Origin of the sequence: Quadrisphaera sp. DSM 44207 (assembly GCF_900101335.1) — a bacterium.
GTDB lineage: Bacteria > Actinomycetota > Actinomycetes > Actinomycetales > Quadrisphaeraceae > DSM-44207.
Genome location: NZ_FNKA01000003.1, coordinates 625,442 through 641,184, shown reverse-complemented (window position 1 = coordinate 641,184; position 15,743 = coordinate 625,442). Strand labels below are relative to the sequence as shown.

At 78.5% G+C, this 15,743-nt stretch carries 17 protein-coding genes; all 17 read right to left on the bottom strand.

What is annotated here, in order from left to right; all coding sequences use genetic code 11:
• Positions 1-43: 43 nt before the first annotated feature.
• The 17 genes from dprA to BLS82_RS13300 all read right to left on the bottom strand — a co-directional run bounded on the left by dprA (position 44) and on the right by BLS82_RS13300 (position 15,682).
• Complete coding sequence (gene dprA, locus BLS82_RS13380; protein WP_092866713.1) at positions 44-1,309, bottom strand: DNA-processing protein DprA; 1,266 nt, start codon at positions 1,307-1,309, stop codon at positions 44-46.
• Entirely contained in the window at positions 1,306-2,865 is a 1,560-nt protein-coding gene (locus BLS82_RS13375) for a YifB family Mg chelatase-like AAA ATPase (RefSeq protein WP_092866711.1), read from the bottom strand. The genes dprA and BLS82_RS13375 overlap by 4 nt, the downstream gene beginning before the upstream one ends.
• Positions 2,865-3,230 carry a YraN family protein gene (locus BLS82_RS13370; protein WP_092866709.1) on the bottom strand — a complete coding sequence of 122 codons (366 nt, stop codon included), beginning with the start codon at positions 3,228-3,230 and terminating at the stop codon, positions 2,865-2,867. Before BLS82_RS13370 ends, BLS82_RS13375 begins: the two co-directional genes overlap by 1 nt.
• Before the next feature lie 132 nt (positions 3,231-3,362).
• Positions 3,363-3,686 (bottom strand): DUF2469 domain-containing protein, encoded by a 324-nt coding sequence (locus tag BLS82_RS13365; RefSeq protein WP_092866707.1) that lies wholly within the window; start codon positions 3,684-3,686, stop codon positions 3,363-3,365.
• Positions 3,676-4,455, bottom strand: a complete 780-nt coding sequence (locus BLS82_RS13360; RefSeq protein WP_092866705.1) for a ribonuclease HII — start codon at positions 4,453-4,455, stop codon at positions 3,676-3,678. Before BLS82_RS13360 ends, BLS82_RS13365 begins: the two co-directional genes overlap by 11 nt.
• A complete protein-coding gene (gene lepB / locus BLS82_RS13355; RefSeq protein WP_092866703.1) occupies positions 4,452-5,186 on the bottom strand; it encodes a signal peptidase I in 735 nt (244 codons plus the stop codon). Before lepB (BLS82_RS13355) ends, BLS82_RS13360 begins: the two co-directional genes overlap by 4 nt.
• Positions 5,183-5,767: a signal peptidase I gene (gene lepB, locus BLS82_RS13350; RefSeq protein WP_218123897.1), complete on the bottom strand. Its 585-nt coding sequence runs from the start codon at positions 5,765-5,767 to the stop codon at positions 5,183-5,185. Before lepB (BLS82_RS13350) ends, lepB (BLS82_RS13355) begins: the two co-directional genes overlap by 4 nt.
• A gap of 124 nt (positions 5,768-5,891) precedes the next feature.
• Positions 5,892-6,260, bottom strand: a complete 369-nt coding sequence (gene rplS, locus BLS82_RS13345; protein WP_092866701.1) for a 50S ribosomal protein L19 — start codon at positions 6,258-6,260, stop codon at positions 5,892-5,894.
• A gap of 157 nt (positions 6,261-6,417) precedes the next feature.
• Complete coding sequence (gene trmD, locus BLS82_RS13340; protein WP_092866699.1) at positions 6,418-7,245, bottom strand: tRNA (guanosine(37)-N1)-methyltransferase TrmD; 828 nt, start codon at positions 7,243-7,245, stop codon at positions 6,418-6,420.
• A 5-nt stretch (positions 7,246-7,250) separates the two neighbouring features.
• Positions 7,251-7,754: a ribosome maturation factor RimM gene (gene rimM / locus BLS82_RS13335; protein ID WP_092866697.1), complete on the bottom strand. Its 504-nt coding sequence runs from the start codon at positions 7,752-7,754 to the stop codon at positions 7,251-7,253.
• Between the two features lie 28 nt (positions 7,755-7,782).
• On the bottom strand, positions 7,783-8,034 hold the full coding sequence (locus BLS82_RS13330; RefSeq protein ID WP_092866695.1) for an RNA-binding protein: 252 nt from the start codon (positions 8,032-8,034) through the stop codon (positions 7,783-7,785).
• Positions 8,035-8,036: 2 nt separating this feature from the next.
• Positions 8,037-8,495 carry a 30S ribosomal protein S16 gene (rpsP, locus tag BLS82_RS13325; RefSeq protein ID WP_092866693.1) on the bottom strand — a complete coding sequence of 153 codons (459 nt, stop codon included), beginning with the start codon at positions 8,493-8,495 and terminating at the stop codon, positions 8,037-8,039.
• 121 nt (positions 8,496-8,616) lie between these two features.
• Positions 8,617-9,792, bottom strand: coding sequence for an amidohydrolase family protein (locus tag BLS82_RS13320; protein ID WP_255378327.1), 1,176 nt, complete (start codon positions 9,790-9,792; stop codon positions 8,617-8,619).
• A 4-nt stretch (positions 9,793-9,796) separates the two neighbouring features.
• Complete coding sequence (gene ffh, locus BLS82_RS13315) at positions 9,797-11,383, bottom strand: signal recognition particle protein (RefSeq protein ID WP_092866691.1); 1,587 nt, start codon at positions 11,381-11,383, stop codon at positions 9,797-9,799.
• Between the two features lie 117 nt (positions 11,384-11,500).
• Positions 11,501-13,951 carry a [protein-PII] uridylyltransferase gene (locus BLS82_RS13310; protein ID WP_255378326.1) on the bottom strand — a complete coding sequence of 817 codons (2,451 nt, stop codon included), beginning with the start codon at positions 13,949-13,951 and terminating at the stop codon, positions 11,501-11,503.
• Positions 13,952-13,982: 31 nt separating this feature from the next.
• A complete protein-coding gene (locus BLS82_RS13305; RefSeq protein ID WP_092866689.1) occupies positions 13,983-14,321 on the bottom strand; it encodes a P-II family nitrogen regulator in 339 nt (112 codons plus the stop codon).
• The gene (locus BLS82_RS13300) at positions 14,318-15,682 is read right to left on the bottom strand and encodes an ammonium transporter (protein ID WP_092866687.1); all 1,365 of its coding nucleotides are present in this window, start codon (positions 15,680-15,682) and stop codon (positions 14,318-14,320) included. Before BLS82_RS13300 ends, BLS82_RS13305 begins: the two co-directional genes overlap by 4 nt.
• Positions 15,683-15,743: the final 61 nt, after the last annotated feature.

The following is a 15,743-nucleotide window of genomic DNA, read 5'->3' as shown; positions in this document are numbered from 1 at the left end:
CCACCGCCCCACCGTGCCACGCCGCACCGCCCGCGCGGGCCTCTCAGCGCGAGGAGGCGCGGCGGGGCGCGCGGCGCCACGCCTCCCCCGGCCGCCGCTCGGCCAGGCCGCGCAGCGACAGCCGGCCGAGCGAGGCCAGGACCGCCGTCTCCGGCAGCCCCGCCGCCTGCGCCAGGGCCGCCAGCGGCCGGGCCGAGCGCACGGGCAGGGCGTCCAGGACGCGCAGGTCCTGCGGCGGCAGGCCGTCGTGGTCGGCCGCGGGCACGCCGGCGGGCGGCTGCGGCAGCGCGGTGCCGATCGGCTCGACGAGCTCGAGCAGCTCGCCGACGTCGCTCACGCACACCGCGCCCTCCTCGCGCAGCAGCCGGTGGCAGCCGGCCGAGGCCGGCGAGGTCACGGGCCCCGGCACCGCGCCGAGCGGGCGCAGCAGCCCGCCGGCGTACCGCGCGGTGCTCAGGGCGCCCGAGCGCCAGGCGGCCTCCACGACGACCGTGGCGCCGGCGAGGGCGGCGATGAGGCGGTTGCGCTCCAGGAAGCGCCACCGCGTGGGAGCGGAGCCCGGCGGCACCTCCGAGACGAGCGCGCCCTCGGCGGCGATCCGGGCCAGCAGCTGGTCGTTGCCCTGCGGATAGGCGCGGTCCACCCCGCACGCGAGGACGGCGACGGTCGGGCCGTCGACCACGAGCGCTCCGCGGTGCGCGGCCGCGTCGATGCCGTAGGCGCCGCCGGAGACCACGGTGACGCCCCGCTCCGCGGCGCCGCACGCGAGGTCCGTGGCCACGCGCTGGCCGTAGGCGGTGCACGCCCGAGCACCGACCAGGGCCACCGAGCGGGCGGCCAGCGCGGCCAGGCCCACCCCGTCGGCGGCCGCGGCGTCTGCGGCGCCAGCAGAGCTGGTGAGCCCGGTGGGGCCCATGGGGCCGCGGACCCACAGGCACGCCGGCGCGCGCACCCCGAGGTCGTCGAGCCCGGCCGGCCACTCGACGTCGCCGGGGACGACGAGCCGCCCGCCGAGGCGCTCGAGGACCGCGACGTCGCGCTCCGGCGCGACGCCGGGCAGGCGCACGCGCCAGCGCTCGACGGCCTCGTGCAGCACCCCCGGCTGCACCCGCAGCACCTCGCAGACCTCCGGGGGCGCGCTGCCGGCCAGGACGACGTCCACGGCGGCCAGGGGGCCGAGCGCGGCGAGGGCGGCGGCGCCCACGGCGTCGCCGGACTCCACCAGCCGCGACCACGCCGCGCGGGCCAGCCGCTCGTCGTCCGCCCAGCGCGGGCGCGCGGGCGCGGGGGGCGTGGTCGAGGCGCTCACGCGGCCACCGCCCCGTCGAGGCGCCAGTGCAGGGCCTGGCCGACGTGCTCGTCGTCCGGTCGGGCCAGGCCGGCGAGGTCGGCCAGGGTCCACGCGCTGCGCAGCACCCGGTCGTAGCCGCGCACCGTCAGCAGGCCCCGGTCGAGGGAGGAGTCGACCTCCCGGGTCGCGCTCGCGGGCAGCCGCAGGGGCCCGCGCAGCAGCTGCCCGGGCAGCTCGCCGTTGCACCGCCACGGCGTGCCCGCCAGCCGCTCGCGCTGGGCGGCGCGCGCCCGGGCCACGCGCGCGGCCACCGCGGCGCTGGCCTCGGCGCCGCCGGCCGCGGCCACGTCGGCGCGCGAGACCGGGTCGACCTGCACCTGCAGGTCGACCCGGTCGAGCAGGGGCCCGGACAGCCGCGAGAGGTAGCGCCGGCGCGCCAGCGGGGTGCAGCTGCACTCCAGCGCCTTGCCCACCGCCCGCCCGCACGGGCACGGGTTGGCGGCGAGCACGAGCTGGAAGCGGGCGGGGAAGCGCGCGACGCCCTGGGAGCGGGCGAGGACGAGCTCCCCGCTCTCCAGCGGCTGGCGCAGCCCCTCCAGCACGCGCGAGGCGAACTCGGGCGCCTCGTCGAGGAAGAGCACGCCGCGGTGGGCGCGCGAGGCGGCTCCCGGCGCGGGCAGGCGGCTGCCGCCGCCGATGACGGCGGCGGCGCTCGCGGTGTGGTGGGGGTCCTCGAAGGGCGGGCGGCGCACCAGCCCCGCCCTGGCGTCGAAGCGGCCCGCCACCGAGTGCACCGCCGTCACCTCCACGGCCTCCTCGTCGTCGAGGTCGGGCAGCAGCCCGGGCAGGCGGGCGGCCAGCATGGTCTTGCCCGCGCCGGGGGGCCCGAGCAGCAGCAGGTGGTGCCCTCCGGCGGCCGCGACCTCCAGGGCGTGGCGCGCGGAGGCCTGCCCGGCGACGTCGGCCAGGTCGAGCACGGGGGCGGGCGCCCGGCCGCCGCCGGGCGGGGGCGCCGCCGCCTCGGCGGGCGCGGCGCCCCCGCCGTCGGGCGCCTGCGGCGGCTCCCCGCCGTGCAGGCGCACGACGTCGGCGAGGCAGGAGCCGGAGACGACCTCCAGGCCCGGCACGAGCGCCGCCTCGGCGGCGTCGCCCTCGGCGACCAGCACGCGGGTGCACCCGGCGCGCGCCGCCGCCAGCAGCGCCGGCAGGACGCCGCGCACCCGGCGCAGCCCGCCGTCCAGGCCGAGCTCGCCGAGGTGGACGGTGCGGGCGGCCGAGGCGGGGTCGATCCAGCCCGCGGCGGCGAGCAGGGCGACCGCGACGGCGACGTCGAAGCCCGTGCCGTGCTTGGGCAGGGACGCCGGGGAGAGGTTGACCGTCACGCGGCGCTCGGGCACGTCGAGGCGGGCGTTGCGCAGGGCGGCGCGCACGCGGTCGCGCGACTCCGCCAGCGAGGCATCGGGCAGGCCGACGAGGACGAAGGCGGGCAGCCCGGGCGCGACGTCGGCCTCGACGTCGACGACGCGGCCCTCCAGGCCGACGAGGGCCACGGAGCGGGAGCGGCCGAGCGCCATCAGCCGATGCCCCGCACGTGCTCGACGAGCGCGGGGCCCGAGGGCGGGCGCAGCACCGCCACGGCGTCCAGGCGCAGCGCCGCGGGGCGCACCGGGTGCTCGGCGAGCCAGGCGCCCAGCAGCCGCCGCAGCCGGGCGACCTTCGCGGGCGTGATCGCCTCCAGCGGGGAGCCGCACGCGGTGGAGCGGCGGGTCTTGACCTCCACCCCGACCAGGCAGTCGCCGTCGCGGGCGACGAGGTCGAGCTCGCCCCAGCGGCACCGCCAGTTGCGGTCCAGGACCACCAGCCCCGCGCCGCGCAGGTGCTCCGCGGCCACCCGCTCCCCGTACCGCCCCACCGCCGCGCGCGGCGCGCTGCTCGACACTGCGACCACCTCCGCGGCCACCGTGCCGGGCGGGCGGCGCCCGCGGGGCGGGGCAGCGGCCGCCTGTGGACGGCGGGGCGGTGCGCGCCCCTGTGGGCGGGAGGTGGGGGCGCGGGAGGCCGCGCGGGCGCGTCAGGCGGGGAAGCCGCCGGGCTTGGGCACCTCGAGGTCGCTCTTGGACAGCTCCTCGACGTTGACGTCCTTGAACGTGACCACGCGCACGGTCTTGACGAAGCGCGCCGAGCGGTAGACGTCCCACACCCACGCGTCGGTCAGGGTCAGCTCGAACCAGACCTCGCCGTCCGTGGTGCGCGGGCGCAGGTCCACCCCGTTGGCCAGGTAGAAGCGGCGCTCGGTCTCCACCACGTAGGAGAACAGGCCGACGACGTCGCGGTACTCGCGGTAGAGCGCGAGCTCCATCTCCGTCTCGTAGTCCTCGAGGTCCTCAGCGCTCATCGGGGCCCATCATGCACCCGTCCTGGTCGAGGTCGAAGAGCACGGGCTCGACGCCGGGCAGGCGCCAGCTGCGCCGGTGCTGGGCGCACGGGCCCAGGCGCCGCAGGGCGTCGGAGTGCTCGGCGCAGCTGTAGCCCTTGTTGGCCTCCCAGCCGTAGCCGGGGTGGTCGCGGGCGCGCTCGACCATGATCGCGTCGCGGGCGACCTTGGCGAGCACGCTGGCGGCCGCGACGGCGGCGCAGCGCAGGTCGGCCTTGACCCGGGTGCGCACCGCGGGCAGCCGCGGGGGCGGGGCCGCGCCCGGCGGCGGCGGCGGCCGGGTCAGCCAGTCGTAGCTGCCGTCGAGCAGCACCGCCTCGGGCGCCTCGGGCAGCTGGGCGAGCGCGCGGGTGCCGGCCAGGCGCAGCGCGCGCAGGACGCCGAGCGCGTCGACCTCTCCCGGCTCGGCGTGGCCGACCGCCCACGCCGGCGCCCACCGGCGCAGCCGCGGCACGAGCGCCTCGCGGGCGGCGGGGGTCAGCAGCTTGGAGTCGCGCAGCCCCGGCGGCGCGCTGGGCGTGGCCGCCGTGACGACGACGACGCCCACCGTGACCGGCCCCGCGAGCGCGCCGCGGCCGACCTCGTCGACGCCCGCGACGAGGGGGTGGCCGGCGCGCAGCAGCGCGCGCTCGGCCCGCAGGCTGGGGGCGCTGCCGCGCGCGGGCCGGGGGCGCGGGGGCGCGGTGCGGGTCGCGGGGCCGGTCTCGGGGCCGGTCGCGGGGTCGGTCACGAGGCGGGCGACGCCTGGAGCGCCGGGGCGGCGGGCACGCCCTCGAAGACCTCGGCGTGCTCGGAGAGCCCGCCGAGGCGGGAGAGGGGCCACACGAGCAGCGCCGCGCGCCCGACGACGTTCTCGACCGGCACGGTGCCGCTGCCGGCGAGGTCGAGGTGGTAGCGGGAGTCCTCCGAGGCGGCGCGGTGGTCGCCCATCACCCACAGGCGGTCCTGCGGCACCTGCACGGAGAAGTCCAGCTCGCTGGGGGCGTCCCCTTCGCTGATGTAGACCTCCTCCAGCGGCTCGCCGTTGACCGTGACGCGCCCCTGCTCGTCGCAGCAGGCGACCTCGTCGCCGGGCAGGCCGATCACGCGCTTGACCAGGTGCTCCCCGGAGTCCTGCGGCAGGATCCCCACGAACGTGAGCACCGCGGCCACGGCGGCGCCGACGGGCCCGCGCTGGGGCTCGGCGACCGGGTCCAGCCAGCCGCCCGGGTCCTTGAAGACGACGATGTCGCCGCGCTCGAGGTCGAAGGGCCCCGGGGTGAGCTTGCTGACGAGCACCCGGTCCCCGACGAGCAGCGTCTGCTCCATCGAGATCGACGGGATGAAGAACGCCTGGCCGATGAACGTCTTGACGAGCAGGGAGAGCACGAGCGCCGCGACGAGGACGACGACGGTCTCCCGCAGGGCGGGCAGCAGGCCGCCGGAGCGCCTCCTGCTGTGCGCAGGTGCGTGCTCGGTCATGGGGCGTTCCTCCCGGGGGCGCTGTCCTGGGCGTCCAGGAGAGTGGCGCGGTGCAGCGGCCAGGCTACGGCGACGACCCGGCCGACGAGGCGCTCCACGGGCACCGTGCCGCCGCCGGGGTCGCCGAGGTGGGCGCGGGAGTCCGCCGACGCGTCCCGCGCGTCACCGAGCACCCACAGCCTGCCGGGCGGCACGACGACGTCGAACGCGGTGCGCGAGGCCGGCCCGCCGCCCGCGAGGTAGGGCTCCTGCAGCGGCTCGCCGTCCACGACCAGGCGCCCCTGCCCGTCGCAGCAGGCGACGCGCTCCCCCGGCAGGCCGACGACGCGCTTGACGTAGCCCGGGGGGCCGCCGGGCAGCCCCAGGGAGCCGGCGAGGCCCGCCCAGGCGGAGCCGAGGGGCCCGCGGTCGACCCACGGGTCGAAGCTGCCCGTGCCGTCGAAGACGACGAGGTCGCCGCGGGCGATCGAGGCGAGGTCGTCGGCGGGGCGCCACACGAGCACGCGGTCCCCCGGCCGCAGGGTCGGCTCCATCGAGCCGCTGGGCACCGCGAAGACGCCCAGCAGGGTGGCGCGCACCACGGCGGTGAGCGCGAGCGCGACGAGCAGGGCCCACCCGGCCGTCCGCAGGGACGACCGGGTGGGCCCGGGAGGAGTGCTCAGCGCGCGGGGCGCGGGGGTGCGCAGGAGCGTGCGGCGGGCGCCGTCAGCGGCTGGCGCGGCCGGTGCGGGCGTCCTGCTTCTCCTTGATCTTCGCCTTCTTGCCGCGCAGGGAGCGCAGGTAGTACAGCTTCGCGCGGCGCACGTCACCACGGGTGACGACCTCGATGCTGTCGATGGCCGGGGAGTGCAGCGGGAAGGTGCGCTCCACGCCCACGCCGTAGCTGACCCGCCGGGCGGTGAAGGTCTCGCGGACCCCGCCGCCGGAGCGGCGGATGACCGCGCCCTGGAAGGCCTGGATGCGGGAGCGGTTGCCCTCCACGACCCGGACGTTGACCTTGACGGTGTCCCCGGGGCGGAAGTCGGGCAGGTCCGTCCGGATCGAGGCGGCGTCCAGGCCGTCGAACGTGTGCATGATCGTGTCCGTTCCCGCGGTGCCACAGGTCACGCGCGTGCGAGGGGCGGCAGCGCTGCTGCCGCGGCGGTCTGCCGGTCGGTGGTGCCTGCGCCGGGAAGGCCGAGGGCACCGCTCTCCCCCCGTGGCAGGGGCGGCGCCGGCCGGGCGCGAGCCTTCAGTGTCGCACAGGAGCCGGGGACGCCGGCACCAGCGCCCCGTCGCGCACGCTCCAGCCCTCCTGCGCGAGGACGGCGAGGTCGGCGGCGTCGAGGTCCTGCGGGCGCAGCCGCGCCAGCAGGTCCGGACGGCGCGCGGCGGTGCGGCGCAGCTGCTCGTCGCGGCGCCATCGGGCGACGCGGGCGTGGTGGCCCGACAGCAGCACCGGCGGCGCCTCCCGGCCGCGCCAGCTGGCCGGCCGGGTGTAGACGGGGGGCTCGAGCAGGCCGCCGGAGGCCGGGGCGTGCGACTCCTCGACGAGGCTGTGCGGGTTGCCCACGACGCCGGGCAGCAGCCGCGCGACGGCCTCCACGACGACCAGGACGGCGACCTCGCCGCCGCCCAGGACGTAGTCGCCCAGGCTGAGCGGGGTCACCGGCATGCGCGTGGCGGCCTCCTCCAGCACCCGCTCGTCGATGCCCTCGTAGCGCCCGCACGCGAAGGCCAGCCACGGCTCGCGGGCCAGCGCCTCGGCGCCGGCCTGGGTCAGGGGGGTGCCCGCGGGGCTGGGCACGAGCAGGTGCGGAACGGCGTCCGGGTCGCCGAGGCGCTCGCGGCCGGCGGCCAGCACCGCGTCCAGGGCGGCTCCCCACGGCTCCGGGCGCATCACCATCCCGGCGCCGCCGCCCAGCGGGGCGTCGTCGACGGTGCGGTGGCGGTCGGTGGTCCAGGTGCGCAGGTCGTGCACGGCGACGTCGAGGATCCCCGCGGCCCGCGCCCTGCCGATGAGCGAGAGGTCGAGCGGTGCGAGGTACTCGGGGAAGATCGTCACGACGTCGATGCGCACGCGCGTCAGCCCTCCTCGAGCAGGCCGCCCGGCGGGTCGAGGACGACGCGGCCGCCGGGCAGGTCCACCTCGGGCACGAGGGCGGTCACGAAGGGGACGCGGGCGAGGGCGCCGGAGGGCTGGCGCAGCACCAGCAGGTCCTGCGCGGGGCCGTGCTCGACGCCGACGACGGTGCCGGCGTCCCGGCCGTCGGTGCGCTCGGCGCGCAGGCCCACCAGGGCGCCGACGGCCCAGGCGTCGGGCTCCTCCTGCTCGGGCACGTCGGCGAGCAGCAGCACCCCGCGCAGCCCCTCGGCGGCCGTGCGGTCCGCGACGCCGTCGAAGGCGAGCAGCAGGACGCCGTTGTGGTCGCGGGCGCCGACCAGGTGCAGCGGGCCCGCGCCCGCCGGGTCGGTGGCGAAGACGGCACCGGGGAGGAACCGGCGATCCGGGGCGTCGGTGCGCACCTCGGTGCTCACCTCGCCCCGGACCCCGTGCGGGCGCCCGAGCCGGGCGACGACGACCTCCACGACCGGAGCGCCTCGAGGGCGGGCCGGGTCAGGCGCGGCCGCGCGGGCGGTCGACGTCCACGACGTCGACGCGCACGTCGCGGTCGCCCGCCAGCGCGCCGAGCACGGTGCGCAGCGCCTTGGCGGTGCGCCCGGAGCGCCCGATCACCCGGCCCAGGTCGTCCGGGTGCACCCGGACCTCCAGCAGCTCGCCGCGGCGCAGCTCGCGGCTGGACACCCGCACGTCGTCGGGGTTGTCGACGATGCCGCGGACCAGGTGGTCGAGCGCGTCGGCGAGCACGCTCAGCCCTGGGTGCCGACCGAGCCGCCCTCGGCCGGCTCGTCCGCGGTCTCCGGCGGGGTGCCCGGGTCGGCGACCTCGGCGGGCACCACGGGCTGCTCCGCCGGCGCGGACGCGGCCGGCGCGGCCGGCGCGGCCGGGGTCTGCGGGATCACGGGGGCGGCCTTCGGGGCGGCGGTGCGCAGCGTGCCCTCGCCGCCGGCCTCGCCCCGGAAGGTCTGCCAGTCGCCGGTGACCTTGAGGATGGCCTTGACCTGCTCGGTCGGCTGCGCGCCGACGCCGAGCCAGTACTGGGCGCGCTCGCGGTCGACCTCGATGAGCGACGGCTCCTCGGTCGGGTGGTACTTGCCGATCTCCTCGATCGCGCGGCCGTCGCGCTTGGTGCGCGAGTCGGCGACGACGATGCGGTAGTACGGCGCCCGGATCTTGCCGAGTCGCTTCAGACGGATCTTCACTGCCACGGGGCGGAGCTCCTGCTCGGTCTGGGGGAGGCCGGGGCGGGCGCGTGGGGCGCGACGCCCTCCCGGGCCCGGGGACCGGCGGCGCGCGGAGAGAGGGGCCGCACCCGCCGAGTACAGCCGGTCATCGTACCGGACCCGCCACCCGCCCCCCGACCACCCGGCCGCGCAGGACGACGGCCCGCGGGTGCGCGAGCGCCGCCACGTCCTCGCGGGGGTCGGCATCGAGCACCACCAGGTCGGCGGGGGCGCCCTCCTCCAGCACCGGGTGGCCCAGGTACCGGCGCGCGCCCCAGGCCGCGGCGTCCAGGGCCCGCAGCGGGCCCACCCCGGCGCCGGCGAGGGCGGCCACCTCGGCCGCGACCATCCCGTGCGGCAGGCGCGTGCCCGCGTCGGTGCCGACGAGCAGGCGCACGCCCGCCTCCGCGGCCATCGCGGCGGTCGCGCGCCGGCGCGCGTGCAGCGCCCGCATGTGCGCCGCGTAGCGGGGGAACTTCGCCTCCCCCTGCGCGGCGATGGCGGGGAAGGTCTCGACGTTGACCAGCGTGGGGGTCACGGCGGTGCCGCGCGCGGCCGCCGTCGCCACCGTCGCCTCGTCCAGGCCCGTGCCGTGCTCGAGGCAGTCCACCCCGGCGGCGAGCAGGTCCGGCAGGGCCTCCTCGGAGAAGGTGTGCACGGCCACCCGGGCGCCCTCCTCGTGGGCGGCGGCGACGGCGGCGCGCAGCTGCGCCAGCGGCCAGCACGGGGCGAGGTCGCCGCGCTCGCGGTCGATCCAGTCGCCGACGAGCTTGACCCACCCGTCCCCGGCGCGCGCCTGGGCGCGCACGGCGTCGGGCAGCTGGTCGGGCTCGACCTCGTGCGCGACGCCGCGCAGGTAGCGACGGGTGCGCGCGACGTGCCGCCCGGCCCGCACCACGCGGGGCAGGTCCTCCTCGGCGTCGACCCAGCGGGTGTCGACCGGGGAGCCGGCGTCGCGCAGCAGCAGCGCGCCGGCGTCGCGGTCGGCCTGCGCCTGGGCGCGCGCGGTGTCGCGGTCCACGGCGCCGTCCGGGCCGAGGCCGACGTGGCAGTGGGCGTCGACGAGGCCGGGCAGCACCCAGCCGCTCACCTCGACGGCGTCCGCGCGCAGGCGCGCCGGGCGCGTCCACGTGACGCGCCCGTCGACGACCCACAGCTCGTCGCGGACCTCCACGTGCCCGGCGGCGGCGTCGGGGGCGTCCGCGAGGACGCGCCCGCGCACGTGCAGCACCGGAGGGCCGGAGCGGGCCGGGGCCGGAGGGCCGTCGGCGGGGGGGCCCACCGGCTCAGCGCCCGAGGAACTTCTCGAAGCCCGGGGGCAGCTGCAGGTCCTCCGCGCCGGGGAGCGCGCCGGGCGCGCCGTCCGCGCCGGCGCCGAAGGCGCTGCCCGGCAGCGCGCGGCTGGTCGCGGCCCTCTCCAGCGAGGCGCGCTCCTGCTCCGCGCGCTTGGCGGGGTTGCCCGACTTCGCCTTGCGCGCCTTCACCGGCGGCGCGGTGCGCCCGCGCGACTTCTTGCCCCCGCCGGACAGCCCGCCGGCGCCGGGCCGCCCGCCCATGCCCGGCAGGCCCCCGCCGGCGCGCATGGAGCGCATCACCTTCTGCGCCTCGCCGAAGCGCTCCAGCAGCTGGTTGACGTCGGTGACGGTGGTGCCGGAGCCGCGGGCGATGCGCAGGCGGCGCGAGCCGTTGAGCACCTTGGGGCTGCGGCGCTCCAGGGGGGTCATCGAGCGCACGATCGCCTCGATGCGCCCCAGCTGCGCCTCGTCGAAGCCCTCCAGCTGCTCGCGCACCTCGCCCATGCCGGGCAGCATCCCCAGCACCTTCTTCAGCGAGCCCATCTTCTTCAGGGCCTGCATCTGGGTGAGGAAGTCCTCGAGCGTGAAGTCCTCGCCCTCGGCGAAGCGGGTGGCGAGGTCGTTCGCCTGCTCGGCGTCGAAGGCGCGCTCGGCCTGCTCGATGAGGCTGAGCACGTCGCCCATGTCGAGGATGCGCGAGGCCATCCGGTCGGGGTGGAAGACCTCGAAGTCCGCCAGCCCCTCCCCGGTGGAGGCGAACAGCACCGGGCGCCCCGTCACGGTGGCGACCGAGAGGGCGGCGCCGCCGCGCGCGTCGCCGTCGAGCTTGGTCAGGACGACGCCGGTGAGGTCGACGCCCTCCTGGAAGGCCTGCGCGGTGGCCAGGGCGTCCTGGCCGATCATCGCGTCGACGACGAAGAGCACCTCGTCGGGGGCGGTGGCGGCGCGGATGTCGGCGGCCTGCTGCATCATCTCGGCGTCCACGCCGAGGCGGCCGGCGGTGTCGACGACGACGACGTCGTGCTGGCGCGCCCGGGCCTGCTCCACGCCGCGGCGGGCGACGTCGACCGGGTCGCCGACGCCGTTGCCGGGCTCGGGGGCGAAGACGGCGACCCCGGCGCGCTCGCCGACCACCTGCAGCTGCGTGACGGCGTTGGGCCGCTGCAGGTCGGCCGCCACGAGCAGCGGGACGTGCCCGTGCTCGCGCAGGTAGCGGCCGAGCTTGCCGGCCAGGGTGGTCTTGCCGGCGCCCTGCAGGCCCGCGAGCATGATCACGGTCGGCGGCGTCTTGGCGAAGCGCAGCCGCCGGGTCTGCCCGCCCAGGACGGCGACGAGCTCCTCGTTGACGATCTTGACGACCTGCTGCGCGGGGTTCAGGGCCCCGGAGACCTCTGCCGACAGCGCCCGCTCGCGCACGCTGGCCGTGAACGCGCGCACCACCGGCAGGGCGACGTCGGCGTCGAGCAGCGCCCGGCGGATCTCGCGGACGGTGGCGTCGACGTCCGCCTCGGACAGGCGGCCCTTGCCGCGCAGGTTGCGGAAGGTGGCCGTGAGGCGGTCGGAGAGGGAGGTGAACACGGCGGGGGGACCTCAGATCTCGGTGTCCGGCGGTGTCGAGCAGCCCGTCCAGGCTACCGCCCGCCCCCGACCGCGGCCTGGACACCGGCCGCGACGGGCCCTCCGGGAGCGGCCGGGTCAGGAGCGCTCGTCGACCTCGGCCGCCCGGGCGAGCACCGAGACCGCCTCGCCCACCCGCGCCGGCGCCAGGGGCGCGCCGCCGGGGTCGCTGAGGTACAGGACGTCGACGGCCTGGCCGCCGTAGGTCGCCACGTGCGCGCTGTGGATCTCCACGCCGATGCCGGCCAGCTCCCGGCCGAGGGCGTGCAGCAGGCCCGGGCGGTCCAGGGCGCGCACCTCGACGACGCTCGCCTCCTCCCCCGAGGCGCCGGGCACGAGCAGCACCCGCGGCGGCGCGGTGGCGCGCTGGGCGACGGCGGCGCGGTCCGGGCGCCAGCCGGCGTCGCGCCGCCGCATGGGTTCCAGCACGGCCGCGTCGCCGTCGGCGAGGCGGCGCAGGCCCGTGAGCAGCACCGCCGGGTCCGGAGGGCCGCCGGGGGCCTCGACCCACCAGGTGTCGACGGCGGTGGCGGGCTCGTCCGGCTCGGGCGAGTGCGGCCCGCCGACGGTGCGCACGAGCGCCGAGCGCACGCTGAGCCGGTGGCTGGCCAGCAGCCCGGCCAGGTCGGCGAACAGGCCGGGCCGGTCGGGGGCCACCACCCCGACGGCGTGCAGGCCCGCGACGGCGGCCACGCCCACGCGCGGCTGGCCGTCGGCGCGCACGGCGGCCACGGCGGCCGCCTCGCTCCGGCTCAGGGGCGCGGGGCCGGGTGGCGCCTCGCCGCACAGCACGCGGCGCGCCCGCGCGGTCAGGTCGTCGACCAGGCGCTCGCGCCACGCCGTCCACGCCGCCGGGCCGGCCGCGCGGGCGTCGGCCTCGGTCAGCGCCCGCAGCAGGTCGAGCACGTCCTCGCGCCCGTCGACGGCGGCCACGAGCGCCTCGACGGTGCCGGGGTCGTCGGGGTCGCGCCGGGTCGCGAGGTCGACGAGGGTCAGGTGCTCGCGCACCAGGCGCTGCACGACGGCGGCGTCCGCGGCGCCCAGGCCGACGCGCTCGGCGGCGCGCCTGGCCAGCGGCGCGCCCGTGGCGGCGTGGTCGGAGGTTCCGGCGACCTTGCCGAGGTCGTGCAGCAGCGCGGCGAGCAGCAGCAGGTCCGGGCGCGCCACCGAGGAGAGCAGGGGCGCGGCCTCGACGGCGGTCTGCACCAGGTGCCGGTCGACGGTGTGCCGGTGCACCACGGTGCGCTGGGGGCGGTTGCGCACGGCCGACCACTCGGGCAGCCACGCGGTCACCAGGCCGGCCTGGTCGAGGGTCTCCCACACCGGCACCTGCGCCTCCCCCGAGCCCAGGAGGTCGAGCAGGGCGTCGCGGGCGGCGACCGGCCACGGGGACGCCAGCGCGGCGCCGCCGGTGGCCAGGTGCTCCGCGGTGACCGGGGAGAGGGGCAGGCCGGCGCGCGCGGCGGTGGCCGCGGCCCGCACCGCGAGCGCGGGGTCGGCCGACGGGCGCGCCGAGGCGCCGAGCCACAGCTCCCCCTCGTGCTCGACGAGGTCGGGGCCCAGGGGCCGCAGCCTCGGCCGGGCGCGGCGCAGGCCGCGGGGGGAGGTCAGGGCCCCCCGGGCGCGGCGGGCGGTGCGGTCGAGCGCGTGGGCGATCGCGCGGGCCGCGCCGGCCACCTGCGCCAGCAGCGCGTCGGCGTCGTGCAGCCCGAGGGCGGCGGCCACGGCGTCCTGCTCGTCGAGCAGCAGCCGGTCCAGGTGCCGGCCGGTGACCGCCTGCAGGCCGTCGCGCACGTCGAGCAGGCGCACCGACGCGGTGGTCAGCGCCGCGTGCGGGACGTCGGCGGCCCAGCTGGCCACGAGCGCGCGCAGCACGACGACGTCGCGCAGCCCGCCGCGGGCCTCCTTCAGGTCGCCCTCGAGCAGGTAGGCCAGCTCCCCCTGCACCCGGTGGCGGTCGGCGACCTCCTCGAGCAGCTCGGGCACGCGCCGGCGCGCCGCGCGCCGCCAGTCCTCGCGCAGCACCTCGCGGGTGCGCAGCACCAGGGCGGCGTCGCCGGCGACGGGGCGCAGGTCGAGCAGGCCGACGGCGGCGGAGACGTCCTCGGCGGCCACGGCGCGGCACTGGGCCACCGAGCGCACCGCGTGGTCCAGGCGCAGCCTCGCGTCCCACACCGGGTACCAGACGCGGTCGGCGAGGGCCGCGACCTGCTCGTCGGCGAGGCTGCGCCCGTCGTGCAGGAGCACGAGGTCGAGGTCGCTGGCGGGCCCGGCGTCGCGCCGCGCGTGGCCGCCGACGGCCGCGAGGGCGACGCCGGTCAGCTCCGGCACGGGGCCGTCGGGGTCGGACAGCAGCGCGTCCGTCCACACGTCGTCCAGCCAGGCGTCGACGAGCCCGGCCAGGCGCTCGCGCCGCACCGCGCCGGCGCCGGCGTCGTCCAGGCCGGCGCGCACGGCGAGGGCGAGCCGCTCGCGCCGCAGGTCCCGCCGCGGGACCGCGTCCGCGCGAGCGGCCCGCCCTGCGCTCACGCGGCCCTCCCCCGTGGTGCGCCGCTGGTGCTCACAGGGCGTCGGTGCCGCGCTCCCCGGTGCGCACCCGGACGACGTCCTCGACGGGCGTCGTCCACACCTTCCCGTCCCCGATCCGGCCCGTGGCGGCGCTCTTGACGACGACCTCGATCACGCCGGGGGCGTCCAGGTCGTCGACGAGCACCTCCAGGCGCACCTTCGGGACCATGTCGACGGTGTACTCCGCGCCCCGGTAGACCTCGGTGTGGCCGCGCTGGCGGCCGTAGCCGCTGGCCTCCGAGACGGTCATGCCCTGCACGCCGTACGCCTCCAGGGCGGACTTCACGTCGTCGAGCTTGTGCGGCTTGATGACGGCGGTGACGAGCTTCATGCCCTCAGCTCCTCGTGGTGGCGGGCGTCGTGCGGGGTGCTGCCCGCGGTGCCGGCCGAGGGCCGGAAGGCCCCGCCGCCGCCGAGGGTGACGAAGTCGTACCCGGACTCGGCGTGGGCGACCTGGTCGATGCCGGCCACCTCCTCCTCGTCGGAGATCCGGAAGCCGATCGTCCGCTGCAGCGCGAGCCCGATGACCAGGGTCAGGACGAAGGAGTAGGCGAGGACGGACACCGCGCCGACGACCTGCGCGACCAGGGGGCCGACCCCGCCGCCGTAGAGCAGCCCGTCGACGCCGGCGGTGGCGGCGGAGGTGCCGAGGAGGCCGACGGCGACGGTGCCGACGAGGCCGCCGACCAGGTGGACGCCGACGACGTCGAGGGAGTCGTCGTAGCCCAGGCGGTACTTCAGGCCCACCGCGAGGGCGCACAGCGCACCCGCGACGAGGCCCAGGACGATCGAGCCGACCGGGGAGAGCGCGGAGCAGGCCGGCGTGATGGCGACCAGGCCGGCGACCGCGCCGGAGGCGCCGCCGAGGGAGGTGGCGTGCCCGTCGCGCAGGCGCTCCAGGAGCAGCCAGCCGAGGACGGCGGCGGAGGTGGCGGCGACGGTGTTGACGAAGACCTCCGCGGCCTGGCCGTTGGCGCTCAGGGCCGAGCCGGCGTTGAAGCCGAACCAGCCGAACCACAGCAGGCCCGCGCCGAGCATGACCAGCGGCAGGTTGTGCGGGCGCATCGGCTCGCGGCCGAACCCGCGGCGCCTGCCGAGCACGATCGCGAGGGCCAGGCCGGCGGCGCCGGCGTTGACGTGCACGGCCGTGCCGCCGGCGAAGTCGACCGCGGCCAGGCGGTTGGCGATCCAGCCGCCGACCTCGGACTCGGCGCCGTCGAAGGCGAAGACCCAGTGGGCGACCGGGAAGTAGACCAGGGTCGCCCAGATCCCGGCGAAGACCATCCAGGCGCCGAAGCGGGCCCGGTCGGCGACGGCCCCGGAGATCAGAGCGACCGTGAGGATCGCGAACGCGGCCTGGAAGGCGACGAAGGCCATCGAGGGGATCGTGAAGACGAGGCTCGTGGCCGCGAAGCCGCCCTCGAGGCCCTCGGTGCCCATCAGGCCGCGCAGCCCGAAGAACTCGAACGGGTCGCCCAGCAGCCCGGCGCCGACGTCGTTCCCGAACGCCGTCGAGTAGCCGTACAGGACCCACAGGACCCCGACCACGGCCATCGCGCCGAAGCTCATCATCATCATGTTGAGGACGCTCTTCGCGCGGACCATGCCGCCGTAGAAGAGCGCGAGGCCGGGGGTCATCAGCAGCACCAGGGCGGCGCTGGCGAGGACCCAGGCGGTGTCGCCGGTGTCCATCGGCTTCCTCCTGCGGGACGCGGCCTGCGGCCGGTGGCCGCCCGGGAGGCGACCCGTCCCG

Excerpts from the sequence above, each read along its gene's own strand:
- BLS82_RS13375 (WP_092866711.1), bottom strand. The coding sequence starts at position 2,865 with ATGGCGCTCGGCCGCTCCCGCTCCGTGGCCCTCGTCGGCCTGGAGGGC.
- BLS82_RS13365 (WP_092866707.1), bottom strand. The coding sequence starts at position 3,686 with ATGAGCGCTGAGGACCTCGAGGACTACGAGACGGAGATGGAGCTCGCG.
- lepB (WP_092866703.1), bottom strand. The coding sequence starts at position 5,186 with ATGACCGAGCACGCACCTGCGCACAGCAGGAGGCGCTCCGGCGGCCTG.
- rplS (WP_092866701.1), bottom strand. The coding sequence starts at position 6,260 with ATGCACACGTTCGACGGCCTGGACGCCGCCTCGATCCGGACGGACCTG.
- BLS82_RS13305 (WP_092866689.1), bottom strand. The coding sequence starts at position 14,321 with ATGAAGCTCGTCACCGCCGTCATCAAGCCGCACAAGCTCGACGACGTG.
- BLS82_RS13300 (WP_092866687.1), bottom strand. The coding sequence starts at position 15,682 with ATGGACACCGGCGACACCGCCTGGGTCCTCGCCAGCGCCGCCCTGGTG.